This is a genomic window from Cryobacterium sp. TMT2-17-1, from assembly GCF_004402765.1.
In the GTDB taxonomy this organism is placed as follows: Bacteria; Actinomycetota; Actinomycetes; order Actinomycetales; family Microbacteriaceae; genus Cryobacterium; species Cryobacterium sandaracinum.
Window position 1 is genome coordinate 192,287 of record NZ_SOGC01000046.1, and the last position, 15,402, is coordinate 207,688.

At 70.3% G+C, this 15,402-nt stretch carries 8 protein-coding genes; all 8 read left to right on the plus strand.

Going from position 1 to position 15,402, the window contains the following annotated elements; all coding sequences use genetic code 11:
- Positions 1–200: 200 nt before the first annotated feature.
- Entirely contained in the window at positions 201–1,289 is a 1,089-nt protein-coding gene (locus tag E3O47_RS14060) for an FHA domain-containing protein (protein ID WP_166785405.1), read from the plus strand.
- Between the two features lie 37 nt (positions 1,290–1,326).
- Positions 1,327–2,124: a protein phosphatase 2C domain-containing protein gene (locus E3O47_RS14065; RefSeq protein WP_233191185.1), complete on the plus strand. Its 798-nt coding sequence runs from the start codon at positions 1,327–1,329 to the stop codon at positions 2,122–2,124.
- Between the two features lie 118 nt (positions 2,125–2,242).
- Positions 2,243–3,697, plus strand: coding sequence for a serine/threonine-protein kinase (locus E3O47_RS14070; RefSeq protein ID WP_134343316.1), 1,455 nt, complete (start codon positions 2,243–2,245; stop codon positions 3,695–3,697).
- Positions 3,694–9,639, plus strand: coding sequence for an Ig-like domain-containing protein (locus E3O47_RS14075; protein WP_104099632.1), 5,946 nt, complete (start codon positions 3,694–3,696; stop codon positions 9,637–9,639). Before E3O47_RS14070 ends, E3O47_RS14075 begins: the two co-directional genes overlap by 4 nt.
- A 21-nt stretch (positions 9,640–9,660) precedes the next feature.
- On the plus strand, positions 9,661–10,632 hold the full coding sequence (locus E3O47_RS14080; RefSeq protein WP_104099631.1) for a MoxR family ATPase: 972 nt from the start codon (positions 9,661–9,663) through the stop codon (positions 10,630–10,632).
- Positions 10,629–12,002 (plus strand): DUF58 domain-containing protein, encoded by a 1,374-nt coding sequence (locus E3O47_RS14085; protein ID WP_233191182.1) that lies wholly within the window; start codon positions 10,629–10,631, stop codon positions 12,000–12,002. The genes E3O47_RS14080 and E3O47_RS14085 overlap by 4 nt, the downstream gene beginning before the upstream one ends.
- Complete coding sequence (locus E3O47_RS14090) at positions 11,999–14,413, plus strand: transglutaminase-like domain-containing protein (protein WP_233191180.1); 2,415 nt, start codon at positions 11,999–12,001, stop codon at positions 14,411–14,413. Before E3O47_RS14085 ends, E3O47_RS14090 begins: the two co-directional genes overlap by 4 nt.
- Positions 14,410–15,036 carry an FHA domain-containing protein gene (locus tag E3O47_RS14095; protein ID WP_134420956.1) on the plus strand — a complete coding sequence of 209 codons (627 nt, stop codon included), beginning with the start codon at positions 14,410–14,412 and terminating at the stop codon, positions 15,034–15,036. The genes E3O47_RS14090 and E3O47_RS14095 overlap by 4 nt, the downstream gene beginning before the upstream one ends.
- Positions 15,037–15,402 lie beyond the last annotated feature (366 nt).

Sequence of the window (15,402 nt, forward strand, 5' to 3'; positions counted from 1 at the left end):
GGCGGGAGCAATGGCCTCGTCGCGGAGATGCCGCACGGCGGACTCACGCACTCCGGCTACGGTAAAGACCTGTCGATGTACGAGTTCGCGGACTACGCGCAAATCACGCACGCCATGTCATACATCGGCCACCGACCTGATCGGCCACTGAATCGGCGTCCGAATATTGATCGTCAACGTAACGGAAAGGCACCATTCCCGTGGGGCGCGTCGGATACGAAACCGGTCTCGGCACCGAAGCCGCCTGGATCTTCGTCGTGGGGCGCGGCTTCATCGCCGCCCTGCCCGCCGGCACCCCGTCGGGCATCACCCTGACCCTGGCCGCGCTGGTGACGGCACCCCACGTCGAAGCCGAAGAGCTCGTCGCCCTGTTGCCACTCGGTGGCGAGCACGCCGTCGAGCATTTTGCGGTGATCATTCAGCGCGCTCCCACGGACGAAGACGGCATCCCCGTCTCCGTGGTCCTTCGCGGCGAAGTCGCGGTCGACGTGTACTCGGTCGGTGGGTCGCGCCGGTTCTCGGACGCCAGCATTCGCCCCTGGCTGCTGGCCGACTTCCGGGCCGTGACCGGTCTCACGGTGGGTTCCACCGGGCGACCCGTGGCCTCCTCGCGCGCCCTCGACTCCGGCCGACCATTCGGGCTCGGATCCGTGTTCGCGAACACCCTGTTCTGGTCGTTGGCAGAGCACAGCCAATCCGAGGCAGCGCAGGCCGACGCTGCGCAGGCCGACGCAGCGCAGGCCGACGCTGCGCTGACTGACGATTCACCTGCCGACGATGCCACGATCGTGCGCTCCGGCTCTGCGGGCCGCGCGGCGGACGCCGACACCGTTCTCGCCCGCCCGGCCGGGGCCGACACCCTGATCTCCGACGTCCGGGCGCCCGGGCAGCCCGGGCCTGCGGCCGGCGCACGGGCCCGGGCCGCCGAGGCTCGCTTTGCGTTCCGGCTGCCGAACGGGGAGGAGATCCCGCTGGACCTTCCCTGCCGGCTCGGTCGCCGACCGCAAGCGCCGCGCATCAGTGCCACCGCGCCGGTGCGGCTGATCGAGGTTGCCTCGCCCACCTCCGCCGTCTCCGGAACCCACGTGGAAATACGACAGGAGGGCGGCTCTGTCGTTGTCACCGACCTCGGTTCCACGAACGGCACCGTGGTGGCTCCGCCACGCGGGCGCAGGCAACGGCTCCATTCCGGCCAATCGCTCGCAGTGCTGCCCGGTACGACGGTGCACTTAGGGGACGGTAATATCATCGAGATCCTCCCCGCAGCCGGCAACACGCCCGGTCAGTAATCGCACGGCAATTTCGGAAGGCACAACCGTGACCCAGATTGGTCAAGGCTCAACCGGTTCCATCGTCGTACTTCCATCGGTGCAGAAAACCGTGACGCTGGCCTGGGCGGCGATCACCGACACCGGGCACCGCCGCCAGATCAACGAAGACAGCCTCGTCGCCGAAATTCCCGTCTTCGCGGTCGCCGACGGCATGGGCGGTCACTCCGCCGGCGACGTCGCCAGCGCCGCCGTCGTGACCCGGCTGGCCGAGCTCGCCGGAACGGACCACGTCGAAGCGGAGGCGATCAACGACGCGCTCAGCCGTTCCGTCGTCGACATGGCCTCGGGCGAGGGTGTGACCGACCTTGGCACCGGAACGACCGTGACGGGCGCCGCGCTGGCCGTCGTCTCCGGCGAGCCGCAGTGGATCGTGTTCAACATCGGCGACTCCCGGGTGTACCAGCTCACCTCCGGCGTGCTGGAGCAGGTTACCACCGACCACTCCGTGGTCCAGGAACTCGTGGACGCGGGCCGGATCACCAGGGACGAAGCGGATGTGCACCCGCACGGCAACATCGTCACCCGCGCCGTGGGCTTCCACGAACCGCCCGTGCCCGACTATCGCATCCGCCCCCTGCAGGCCGGGATGCGGCTCCTGATCTGCTCCGACGGCCTGACCAAGGAGCTGACGGCGTACGGCATCCGTCATTTCTTGATCTCCAACCCGCGGGCGGATGACGCGGCCAGGGCTCTCTTGGAAGCCGCGCTCGACAACGGTGGCCGCGACAACGTCACGGTGATCGTGCTCGACGTGATCACCGTCGGCGATGTCGTACCCCCAGAGTTGGGGTAGCTTTCTACCGCCCGTCCGGCAGCGAGACACCTAAAATTAGGGAGCGCCTGTCGAGTCACCCGGTCGATATGCGCCTACTCACGCACGACCCGCACTGATGATGACACCGGGAGGCGACATGGCACGGCGCTTACCCTCCACGCCGCCGAACCTGCCGGGATTCTCCTATCTCCGTCCGCTCGGATCCGGCGGTTTCGCCGACGTGTTCCTCTACGAGCAGAACATGCCCAGGCGCCAGGTCGCGGTCAAGGTACTCCTGTCCGAGATCGTCAACGATCACGTGCGCCAGCTATTCCAGGCCGAGGCCAACCTGATGGCCCAGCTGAGCTCGCATCCGTCGATTCTCACGGTTTTCCAGGCGAGTGTCTCCGCGGACGGACGACCGTATCTCGTCATGGAGTACTGCTCCTCGACCCTCAGCCAGCGCTACCGCTTTGAACCGCTCTCGGTGCCGGATACCCTGCGGATCGGTGTGAAGATAGCGAGCGCTGTCGAGACCGCGCACCGGTCCGGGGTGCTCCACCGGGACCTGAAGCCGTCCAACATCCTGGTCACCGCGTATGGGCACCCGGTGCTGTCGGACTTCGGGATCGCTGCCACCCTCGGCGAGGCCGAGAGGAGCGACGCCATCGGGCTCTCCATTCCGTGGTCGGCCCCTGAGGTGCTGCTCGGCGAGATCTCCGGGTCGGTCGCCTCGGAGGTGTGGTCGCTCGGCGCCACCCTCTACTCGCTCCTGGCCGGTATGTCCCCGTTCGAAGTGGCCGGTACCGAGAACGGTTCGGCCCAGATGATGGCCCGCATCAACAAGGCCCGCGTGCCGCCGCTCGACCGCGCCGACGTGCCGGCCCGGCTCGGCGCCATCCTGAATCGCTCGATGTCGCGGCGGCCGGAACTGCGGCAGCCGAGCGTGCTGGAACTCATCCGAGAGCTTCAATCGGTGGAGGCCGAACTCGGTCTCGCGCAGACGCCCCTCGAGGTGGAGCAGGACGGCTGGGCCGTCGCTGCCCCCGCCGACCAGGAGGACCGGACCCGGATCACGGGCATCAACTCAGTCGACGCCTACGCCGGCCGCCGCCGCCGGAAGGCGTCGCCAACCGGCCTCGGCGCGCGCTCGGCGACCTCGGCACTGCTGAGTACCGGGCAGCTGACCACCGGCCCGCAGGGGGACACTGTGACCACCCGGCCCAAGAAGCGGAGGCGCACGCTTACGGTATGGGGACTCGTGTCTGCGGCGGTGATCATCGTGGGACTCGCGACCACGGCGGCGACCGTGCTGGTGACCCAGGCCGGCACCGACATCCCTCTGGTCAGTGATGTGGATGGCGCGCTCCGCTCTGGAACCATCGTGTTCAGCTGGGCCGACCCCGGGGTCCGGGACGGCGACACCTTCGTGGTGACCCTGCGCAGCGGTCAGAGCAGCATCCAGCGGGGAACGGAATTCCGGGTCGACCCGCAGGGACAATCTCGGGTCTGTGTGACCGTCACGGTCAACCGGGACGGCAAGCTCGGCGCTCCGAGCGGGGAAAAATGCGTCGACACCGGCCTTCCGGGCGCGTCCGGCGGCGCCGGGTGATCCGTCGCTGGCTCGCCCGCCACCGCTCGCTCTTCGCCACCGCGCTCAGCGGCACCGTGGTCGTGGCCGTCATTGCCACCGTGGCCATCGCCTCCGGTGGATACACCGCGCAGCGCCTCGACCTCGGAGACGCGGCCGTCTGGGTGAGTAACGAGGCGCGCCAGGTCGTCGGGCGAGCGAATACGGCCGTCTTCGAACTGAACACGGTGGTCAGCGCCGGAAGCACCAGCCTCGACGTGGTGCAACGGGGCGCCACCGTGCTGGTGCTGGACCGTGGCAACAGCGCCCTCGACATCCTCGACCCCGCGACCGCGGAGGTGGCCGACAGCGTGGCCCTGCCGCCGGACGCTGCTTCGGTCTTCTTGGCCGGCGACCGGGCGGTGGTCACCGCGAACGGCGACGTCTGGAGCGTGGCCGCGAGCCAGCTGTCCGAGTTCGACAGCACCACCGAGCCGACGCTGGCCTTCGGTGCCGGCTCCGTGGTCAGCCTCGACGAGGCCGGCGTGCTGTTCGCCTTCACGCCGGCGACGGGGGAACTCTCCCAGGTCGACCTGCTCACCGCGGACACCATTACCAGTACGGTCACGCTCACGGCCGGCGAAAAGGATGACCGCTACCAGCTGACCAGCGTCGACGGCCGGTGGGCGCTGCTCAACGCCTCGAGCCGGCGACTGTTCCAGGCGGAGGGGGTTGAAGACCTGTCCGGGAGCATCCGTTCCGGGGATGAGCCCGTCCTGTCGGAGCCGAGCGTGACGGGCGACCGCGTTCTCATCGCCCACCGTGAGGGGCTCATTGCGGTGCCCCGTGCCGGCGGACGCCTGACTCCGCTCGTCACCGGCCGGAGCGGGGACGCCGCCGCGCCTGTACAGGACGCCTACTGCGCCCATGCCGCCTGGTCGGACGGCACCGTCTGGCGCGACTGCGCGGCGGCCGGCGCGGAGGGCGGCACCGGAAGCGACGGCGCCACCGCCACCCTGTCCGGCGTCGCCGGGGACGCCCGGCTGGCCTTCCGCCGGAACGGAACCGGACTCGTGCTGAACGACGCCCGCAACGGCACGACCTGGGCAGTGCAGCAGGGCAACGAACTGATCGACAACTGGGCCGAACTGATCGACACCGACCCCGATCAGCAGCAGGTCGAGCAGGCGGCTGACGACACCCCGCCGGAGTTCGAGAAGTCCCAGGTGCCACCCGTCGCTGTCGATGACGCTTTCGGCGGCCGGCCGGGACGCACCGTCACCCTGCCCGTACTGCTCAACGACTTCGACCCCAACGGCGACGTGCTGGTGATCTCGGCGCTCACCCCCGTGCCCGAGTCGGCCGGGCGGCTCGAGCTCGTGGCGGACACTCAGCAGGTGCAGCTGACCCTCACGCCGGAGGCATCCGGATCACTGAGCTTCGACTACATCATCGACGACGGGCGCGGCGGGAGCGCCTCGGCGACGGTCACGGTCGCGGTGCGCTCCCCCGAGGAGAACGCCGCACCCGTGCAGGCCCGCACGACGAACACCACGGTGCGCGCCAATGGACGGGTGACCACGGCGGTGCTGGGCGACTGGGTCGACCCGGACGGCGACCCGTTCTATCTGGCGGCGGCGACCGCGCCCGCACCGGACCAGGTCAGCTTCACGCCGGCCGGGTCCGTCGTCTACACGGATGCCGGCGCGGGCGGGGGCGCGAAAACGGTGGGCCTCACCGTCTCCGACGGCCGTGCCGGCGGGGCCGGCGCGCTCTCGGTGATGGTGCGGCCGAGCGGCTCGGTGCCCATCGTCGCCGAGGCGTTCGTGGTGCTTGCGACCGCCGGCAGCGAGGCGACCGTGTCGCCGCTGGAGCATGTGCGCGGTGGATCGGCGCCGCTGCGCCTGAGCAGCGTGCCGGCCAAACCCGAGGTGAACATCACTGCGGACTTCGACGCCGGCACCTTCCGGTTGCAGAGCAGCGTGGTGGGGGTGCACGAGATCGAGTACGCGGTGACGGATGGCGAACTCACCGCCACCGGGCGCATCCGCGTTAACGTGACGGCCGCGCCCGACGCCAGCAGCGCCCCCGTCACCGTGCCGCACACCGCATTCATCCGCGGCCAGCAGGCCACCCTCGTGGACGTGCTCGCCACGGACTCCGATCCGGCCGGTGGGGTACTCCTGGTGACGGGCATCACGGATGTCCCCGCCGACAGCGGGCTTCGAATCGAGATCCTCGACCAGCGCATCCTGCGCGTGACCCTGACCAAACCCCTCGAGGGCGGTACGGCCGTGTTCGGCTACCGGGTCAGCAACGGCCTCGCCGACGCCGCGGGCACGGTGACCGTGATCGAGATCCCGCCGCCGGCCCAAAAGCAGGCCCCGATCGCCGTGCCGGACTCGATCTCCGTGCGCGTCGGCGACGCCATCGACATCCCCGTGCTCGCGAATGACGAGCATCCCGAGGGCGACACCCTCACCCTGGCGCCGGAGCTCGCGACCGAACTGCCCGCTGGCGGCGGTCTGCTCTTCGTCTCGGGCCGGGTGCTGCGGTTCCTGGCGCCGGACACGGCCGGCAACGTCACCGCCGTCTACCGAGTGAACGCCCCAGACGGCCAGTTCGCGAACGCCGAGGTCAGCATCGCGGTGCGGGAAGCCGATCCCACCTCGAACAGCGCCCCCGTGCCGAAAACCGTGACGGCCCGTGTGCTCGCCGGGGACACGGTGAGCATCCCGATCCCGCTGTCCGGCATCGACACCGACGGCGACTCCGTGCAACTGGTCGGCCAGGAGACCAGTCCGGAGAAGGGGTCGGTCACGGTCACAGGCGTGGACTCGCTCGACTACACGGCCGGGGAGTACTCGGCCGGCACGGACACGTTCAGTTACTCGGTGGTCGACGCGCTCGGGGCCCGGGCCGTCGGCACCGTGCGGGTGGGGATCAGCCCGCGCCTCGACGGCGCCCGCAACCCGGTCGCCACTCCGGATGAAGTCGTGGTGCGCCCCGGCAGCACGATTGCCGTGCGGGTGCTCGAAAACGACTCCGACCCCGACGGCGGCACCCTGAGCATCACCGGCGTGGAGGCGAGCGGCCAGGCGAGCGGCCAGGCGAGCGGCGAGGCCGACTCGGGCACCGCCGTCGTCGACGGCGACACCGTGGCCGTGACCTCACCCGTGACACCGGGCCGCTACGGCTTCATCTATGAAATCCAGAACGTGCGGGGCGGAACGAGTTCCACCTTCCTCACGGTCGTGGTCCGCGAGGACGCCCCGCGCTCGCGTCCGGATGCACGCGACACTCACGTGCCGCTGTCCGACGTGCTCGAGGCCCGGACCGTCGACGTCGACGTGCTGGCCAACGTCTTCTTCGCGGAAGGGCCGGCCACCGCATTGGCTCTGACGGTGCCCGAGCGTTTCTCGGGAATCGCCGAGGTGACGCCGGCCCGGCGCATCCGGGTCACGGTGGGCTCGACCAGCCAGATCATCCCGTTCGCGGTGACGCACCCGGAGGACGCGAGCATCGTGTCCTACGCGTTCATCTGGGTTCCCGGGACCGACGACGCCCTACCCCAGGTGCGCCGCGGTGCCCCGCCGCTGACCGTGCAGAGCGAGGCGCTGCTCTCCATCGACATCAACGACTATGTCGTCGCGGTCGGCGGAAAAAAGGTGCGCCTCACCGACCGCAGCCTCGTGCGGGCGACGCATTCGGACGGGGCCGACCTGGCCCGGAACGACACCAGCCTCGCGTTCGCGAGCACCGACAAATACTTCGGGCCGGCGTCCATTTCGTTTGAGGTCACCGACGGTTCGGGGCCTGAAGACCCGGATGGGCGCACGGCGACCATCGTGCTGCCCATCGAGGTCACGCCCCGCGAGAATCAGCCGCCCGGTTTCAATGGAGCGGTGCTCGAGTTCGAGCCCGACCAGGAGAAGGTCATCGACCTGACCCGACTCACCAGTTACCCGTATCCGAACGACCAACCTGAGCTGGCGTACACCGTGCTCGACCCGCTTCCGACCGGTTTCAGCTACGCGCTCGACGGGCAGACGCTCACCCTGCGCGCCACGGAATCTACCCCGAAGGGCGCGCGGAGCACGATCACGATCGGCGTGCGCGACGGCGTTCAGGAGGGCCGAGCCGGCCGGGTCGACCTGCGCGTGGTCGCGTCAATGCGACCCGTCGCCATCCCCGTGACGGATGCCGCGGTCGCTCCCCGCGGTCGCACGACCGTCGTCGACGTGCTCGCGAACGACGGCGCCACCAATCCTTTCCCGTCCGTGCCGCTGCGCGTGCTCGCGGTGCGCGGCCTGGACGGCGGCGCCGTTCCGGCCGGGGTGAGCATCACGCCCAGCACGGACCGAAGCCGGCTGTCGGTCCGGGTGGCCTCGGACGCCGCGCCGACCGACCTGACCCTGCAGTACCAGGTGGCCGACGCGACGAACGACCCTGCCCGCTACGCCTGGGGCACCGTGCGCATCTCGGTGCAGGACAAACCTGACCCGGTGTCCAGCCTGCGCGTCACCGGCTTCTTCGATCGGGGCCTGTCCTTCTCGTTCAACGCCGGGGCCTTCAACAACTCGGCGATCACCGGGTATCAGATTTCCCTCCTCGACGCCGCGTCGGGGGCCGTGCTGTCCAACTCGCTCTGCTCAGCGACCTCCTGCCAGGTCGCGACGCCCGGCAACGGCCAGGGCAATGCTCTGCGAGTGTCGGTCGCCGCGCAGAACGGGATCGGGCTGTCCGAGGCGACCGTGCTGTCCGATCGGGTCTGGTCCGACTCGGTGCCGACCGCGCCGACCGGCCTGGTTGCGGAGCCGCTCGACGGCGGGCTGCGCCTGCGCTGGAACACCGTTGCCCCGGTGGGCGGCGGGACGGCGATTCGCGGCTATGTGGTGACCCGGAACGGCGCCGTCCAGGAGGAGGTCAGCGCTTCCGGATCGAGTTGCGCGGCGGGAACCTGCTCCGTCGACGTGATGGGCCTCGTCAACGGCGTGAACACTCCCTTTACGGTCAGCGCCCGCAACGACGCCTACCCGGCCCTGGCCGGTTGGAACAGCGCGGTGGGGAGTGCGACGCCGTTCGGCCCGGCCCGCGCCGGCGCGATCACGGCCAGCGCGGCCGACGCCGCCGGAGCGGTGACCGTGACGTGGGACGGGTTCGACGGCCGCGGCGCCCTCATCGGCGGCTACTTCGTGCAGCGGCTGCGCGAAGATCAGGTTCCGACGGGTGCGCAGGCGTGCACGGTGTCCGCGTCGGGGGAGCTTCAGCCACCGACAGAGGGCGGCATCGTCGCCCAGCAGAAGGCGCTCGGCGGTGACGCGACCAGCACCGTGTTCGACAGCCTCCTCGCGGACAACGGCCGCTACTACTTCGCCGTCTGGGGGTACAACAAGGGCGGCTGCGCCCCGACGGCGGTGGCGAGTGTTCTCGTGCGCCCGGCGCCCGGACCTGTCACCGATGTGCAGAGCACCATGGCGGCGCGGGGCGATGCTTGGGATCTGCGCGTCGACGGGATCAACCCGAGTGCGGGCATCCGGGACTACCGGCTGCGCGCGGTCGACGGCTCCGGCGGGGTCGTTCCGAGATCCGAGGTCGTCTTCGGCGGGGCCGGCTGGCCGCGCGAACTTCTGAGTCTCCCGTTCGGTGAGATCGTGCGTTATCAGGTTTCGGCCTGTACCGACTGGGGGTCGTGCGGGCCGTGGTCGGGCACGCTGAGCGCGCCCGAGGCCTCCGTCAGCTTCACCGTGACCGGGCTTGCCTACGACCCGGCCACCGGAGTCATCAGCTGGACCAATGGGCCTCAGAACAACGGCCTTCCCGCCGCCTACGGCTGCTCGGTGCCCGGCGACGCCACGGTGACCCCGCGGGATGCCGACTCCCCGAACACCTGCAGGTTCGGCACCGGCGCGCCGCCCCCGCCGGCCGGTGCCGTGCTTCTGGCGGTGACCGTGAATAATCAGACCTATACCTATGCGCCGTGAACCAACGAAAGTGATCACCCCATGACGATGACCGCGGAGCAGGCGGCCCAGTTCGCCGACGTTTTCGACCGACTGGTGACCGGGGTCGAGCAGGTGCTGCTGGGCAAGCACCACGTCATCCGGATGTCGTTCACCGCGCTTCTCAGCGGCGGACACCTGCTGCTCGAGGATGTGCCCGGCACCGGCAAGACCTCGCTCGCGCGCGCCATCGCACAGAGCGTGCGCGGTACCAGCAACCGGGTGCAGTTCACCCCCGACCTGCTGCCGGGCGACATCACCGGGGTGAGCATCTACGACCAGCGCAGCGGGGCGTTCGAATTCCACCGCGGGCCGGTCTTCGCCAACATCGTTCTGGCCGACGAGATCAACCGGGCCAGCCCGAAGACCCAGGCCGCGCTGCTCGAGGTGATGGAGGAGGGTCAGATCACCGCCGACGGCGTCACCCACCCGGTGGCGGCCCCGTTTATGGTGATCGCCACCCAGAACCCGATCGAGCAGGCCGGCACATACCGGCTACCCGAGGCGCAGTTGGACCGATTCATCATGAAGGCCTCCATCGGCTACCCGGACCACGCCTCGACCATTCGCATCCTCGAAGGTGCCGGGCAGCGCGCGCACGAGGTGACCGTGCCTCCGGTGGTGTCCGCGGCGACCGTCGTCGAACTCGCCGCCCTGGCCCGCACCGTCTACGTCGACGCCACCATCAACGATTACGTGGCGCGACTGATCGACGGCACCCGCACGAGCTCCGAGGTACGTCTGGGCGTCAGCGTGCGCGGGGCGCTCGCGCTGATCCGCACCGCGAAGACCCTCGCCGCCGCGAACGGCCGCCATTACGTGGTGCCCGATGACATCAAGGAGCTGGCTCACGCCGTGCTCGGGCACCGGCTCGTGCTCGACCCCGAAGCCGAATTCGACGGCGTCACCGCCTCCAGTGTGATCGCCCGGGTGCTGATCGAGACTCCGCCGCCCAGCGACAGGCAGGCTGCGTGACGCAGATCGTGCCGGGTCCGGGCGCAGGCACAGCTACCGCGCCTGCGCTGCTCGCGCCCGCGCCGCCCGCTACTCTGCCGGTCGCAGTCTCCGGTGACGGCCGGCTGGCCGACTTCGTCGCGGCGGGAGTCCGGTTCGGGTGGGAATGCGGTGCTCGTGTCGCTGGCGCCCTGCGTGCGGTCTTGTCCGTGGTCACCCCGCTCGGCTGGGCCGTCCTGGCGGTCGTGGGGGTCTCGTTCCTGTTCGGCTATGCGCTGGGCTGGACCGAGCTGATCGTGATCGGCTGGGCCGGGCTCGTGCTCCTGGTGGCGGCATCCTGTTTCCTGATCGGTCGGAACGCGTTCGAGATCAACCTGCACCTGCCCGTGGATCGGGTGGTCGTGGGGGAGCGGGTGCCCGGCCAGGTGAGCGTGCGGAACCCGACCCGCCGGAGACTGCCGGGCGTGGGCGTCGAGGTGCGGGTCGGCTCCGGGCTGGCCGAATTCTCGATGCCGAGCCTCGCCCGCGGTGAGGACTTTTCGGACGTCTTCATCGTGCCGACCCGCAGACGCGGCGTGATGCCGATCGGTCCGGTGCGGACGGCGCGCGCCGACCCGATCGGGCTACTGCGCCGGGAGATCGTCTGGGCCGAACAGGTCTCGCTGTTCGTGCACCCGCGCACGGTCTCGATCCCGAGCATGAGCACGGGCTTCATCCGCGACCTTGAGGGCAATCCCACCCGTGACCTGACCAACAGCGACGTCTCGTTCCACGCGCTGCGCGAATACGTGCCCGGGGATGAGCGGCGCACCATCCACTGGAAGAGCACCGCGAAGACCGGCCGCTACATGGTGCGCCAGTTCGAGGAATCCCGCCGCAGCCACCTCATGGTCGCTCTCAGCCTGGCGCAGTCCGATTATGCCGGCGAGGACGAATTCGAGATGGCCGTCAGCGTCGCCGGCAGCCTGGGGGTGCGGGCCATCCGCGACGCGCGCACGGTCTCCGTTGTCGCCAGTGCGGTGCCGCCGGACTCCAGCCGACGACGGATGCCGGGACTCCGTCCGCTGAGCACCCTCACCCGCACCCGGCTGCTCGACGATCTCAGCGGCGTGGAACGCTCCTTGGCCGCCCTGCCGGTCAGCGAGCTGGCCAGGGCCGCAGCGGACACCGTGGCCGGCATCTCGGTGGCCTTCCTGGTGTGCGGGTCGGCCACCACCCTCACGCAGGTGCGCACGGCCGCCAGCCGTTTTCCGGCCGGCGTCGACGTGGTCGCCGTGATCTGCGCCCCGGAGACCGTCCCCAGCCTCCGCCGCGTGGCCGAGTTGAGCGTGCTCACCATCGGCTACCTCGACGACCTGCAGCACAGTCTCGCCCGAACGAAGGCGGCATGAGCGCGCGGTGGGTGAGGAGGGGCGGCGCGCGCCGAGGCGGGATGGCGGTCCGCGGCATCCGTCTGGACTGGCGCTTCATCGTCGGCAACACCGTCGGGCTGCTCCTGGCGACCCTGATCGCGAGCGCCTCGCTCTGGCCGGTCTATCAGAGCCGCGAGTTCATCGTGCTGGTCGGCGTCACCTTCGGGCTGGGTACCGTCGTCGCCATACTGGGGGCGCTGTTCCGCTGGGGCACCTGGCTGGTGGCGCTTTCCACCGTGGGGGTCTACCTACTCGCCGGGGTGCCACTGGCCGTTCCTGGTCGGGCGGTGCGCGGCATCCTGCCCACCCCGGACGGCCTGCTCGACCTGCTCGCCGCGACCGCGCTGAGCTGGAAACAGCTCGTCACCATCGTGCTTCCGGTCGGTTCCTATCAGGCGCTGCTCGTGCCCGCCTTCATTCTGGTGCTGCTCAGCACCGTGATCGGGCTGTCGGTCGCCCTCCGCGCCCCGGTCGGCGAGCTCGGCACACTGGCCCCCGCCATCCTGTTCGTCAGCGGCATCGTGCTGGGCCCGACGGTCGCGACCATGCCGATCGGAACCGGTCTCGGCCTCTTTGTCGTGCTCTTGTTCTGGCTGCTCTGGTTTCGCTGGATGCGCCGCCGTTCCGGCGTGCGGCTCGCCCTGCAGCAATCCCGCCGCAGCACGGCGTCGTCGTCCGACCGGCGGCTCGCGGCGGCCCGCGGGCTGGTCAGCGCAGCCGTGATCGTGGCGGTGGCGATCGCCGCGGGAACCGGGGCCGCGGTCGTGCTGCCGGCCGACGTGCCGCGCGACGTGCTGCGCGCTCGGGTGCAGCAGCCGTTCGACCCTCGGGCCTACCCGAGCCCGCTGAGCGAATTCCGCGGTTACCTGCAGGCCGGGCGGGCGGATGCGGTGCTCCTGGAGGTGACCGGCCTCCCGAGCGGCGGCCGCCTCCGCTTGGCCACCCTGGACAGCTACGACGGGATCGTCTACTCGGTCGGCAGCGACCAGGTCAGCAGCGCGTCCGGCTCCTTCACCCGGCTGCCGGACCGTCTCGACCAGTCCCTGGTCGACGGCGACCCGGCCACCCTCACGGTGACCGTCGAGGGCTACACCGGCGTCTGGGTGCCCGGCGCCGGACAGCTCGAACGCATCACGTTCAACGGCCCCACCCGGATCCTGCGCTCCGACTCCTTCTATTACAACGACAACAGCGGCACGGCCGCGGTGCTCACCGGGCTGGTCCGGGGCGATGGTTACCAGAGCGTGGGCGTCATCCCGCGGTCACCGGACAGCCTGGCCGACCTGCGACCCGGCAGCGCCGTGCTGCCTGTGCCCGCTGTTCTGCCGGACGAGGTCGAACAGACGCTCGCCCGCTACGTGCAAGCCGGCGACCCGCCCGGTGTGCAGCTGCAGGCCATGCTCGACGGCCTGAAAACGGATGGTTACATCAGCCACGGCATCCTTCCGGACGAACCGGCGAGCCGGTCCGGGCACGGCGCCGACCGCATCAGCGAGCTGTTCACCGACCAGCCCATGCTCGGCGACGCCGAGCAGTACGCCGTGGCCGCGGCCCTGATGGCGCGCCGGCTCGGCTTCCCGGCCCGGGTCGTCATCGGCTTCGTGCCGCAGGCGGCCGCCGGCGCCGAGGCCGCCTCCGGGGCCGAGGCGGTCCCCGTCGTCGGTTCCGACATCTCGGCGTGGATTGAGGTTTCCTCTACCGAGGGCTGGGCCACGATCGATCCGAACCCGGCCGTGCGGGACATCCCGGCTCGGGCCCCCGATGACCCGTCGGTTGTTTCCCGGCCGCAGTCGGTTGTGCCCCCGGCCCTCCCCGACCCGGTGGAACTGCGCGAGCCAGCCCCGCCGGAAAGCACCAGCGACGACCCGCCGGAACCGCTCAACCCGCTGCTGGTCTTCCTGCTCGCCGCGGCGACCATCGCCGCCTGGACGCTCCTCGGTCTCGGCGTACTGATCTCGCCCCTCCTGCTGATCGCCCTGGCCAAAGCGCGCAGGCGGCAACTGCGCCGCACCCGGTCCACACCGCTCGACCGGATTCGGGGCGGCTGGCGAGAATTCGCCGACGCCGCCGTGGACCATGGCATCGATGTTCCGGTGGGGGCCACCCGCACGGAAGTGGCCGCGCTGGTGCCGGGAGCGGAACCTCTGACACTGGCCGTCGCCGTTGACCGTGCCGTGTTCTCCCCGGAACGGCCGGGCAATGCCGCCGCCGAGGACGTGTGGACCGCGGTCACCGACCTGCGTCGCTCGCTCAACGCGGGGAGCAGGCGCACCGACCGGCTTCGGGCCCTCGTGTCGTTGCGTTCGCTGGGTCGGTACGCTGGAGGGGCATCCGTTCGCCGATCTGCCCCGAGCGGGAGCGGCCCTGCACCGGGAGGAGCCCGCCCATGAACTGTCTGATCTGCGGTGCGCAGCTTCCCGTCGGCGCCATGTTCTGCGGCGAATGCGGCAGCTCGAGCACGGCCACCCCGCTAACCCGGAAGCGACCGGACCCGCGGCCCAGCGACACAACGGTCATCCTGCCGCTCCGTCGGCGCTCCGTGATCTCGGTGCCGGTTGTGTCGGTGCCGGTCGTGGTGCCGGTTGTGTCGGTGCCGGTCGTGGTGCCGGTTGTGTCGGCTCCGGTCGATGCTCCCGGCCCAGTGCCGCTCCAGGCTCCGGAACCCGCCCCGGCCCCCGCCCCTACCGCGTCCCTGTTCGTGCTCCAGTTCAGCACGGGGGAGACGATCTCGGCCCTCGGCACCGGCCTGATCGGTCGCCGGCCGCTGCCCCAGCCGACCGAACGCGTCGACATCCTGGTGCAGATCAACGACCTCGGCCGTTCGGTGTCGAAGAGCCACCTCGAGTTCGGCCAGTACGATGGCGAGTTCTGGGTCAGTGACCGGTACTCGGGCAATGGCACCATCATCCGTCGCCCGGATGCGGTGGCGGTGCGCTGCGAACCCGGCCGGCGCTATCTGGTGCCGCGTGGTTCCCGGGTCGAGATCGCGGACCAGTTCTTCATCCTCAATTAGTCCCTCACCAACTGACCCCTCCCCGGCCAGATGAGTGTGCCCAATGACCGTGGGCGCTGAAGGTCCGCGGATTGGAGTGTTCCGAGGCGATTATGCTCGGTGCCGGTGCCGGTGCCGGTGCCGCGCCGCTGCCGCCGCCGCCGAGCCGACGCCGAGCCGACGCCGAGCCGACGCCGAGCCGACGCCGAGCCGCCGCCGAGCCGCCGCCGATGTGGACGCCGAGCCGACGCCGATGCGGACGCGATCGACCCGAACGAATTCGACGGAGATTTTGGCTCCCCTGCTGTATCCGTGGGTGTTTCGGAGCGCCTTAACGGCCGCACGCCGCTTCCTGTCTAGGTTTCTGACTGTCAAAGGAAAGAAACT

Coding starts and splice junctions, on each gene's coding strand:
- E3O47_RS14090 (WP_233191180.1), top strand. CDS start 11,999: ATGAGCGCGCGGTGGGTGAGGAGGGGCGGCGCGCGCCGAGGCGGGATG.
- E3O47_RS14070 (WP_134343316.1), top strand. CDS start 2,243: ATGGCACGGCGCTTACCCTCCACGCCGCCGAACCTGCCGGGATTCTCC.
- E3O47_RS14080 (WP_104099631.1), top strand. CDS start 9,661: ATGACGATGACCGCGGAGCAGGCGGCCCAGTTCGCCGACGTTTTCGAC.
- E3O47_RS14095 (WP_134420956.1), top strand. CDS start 14,410: ATGAACTGTCTGATCTGCGGTGCGCAGCTTCCCGTCGGCGCCATGTTC.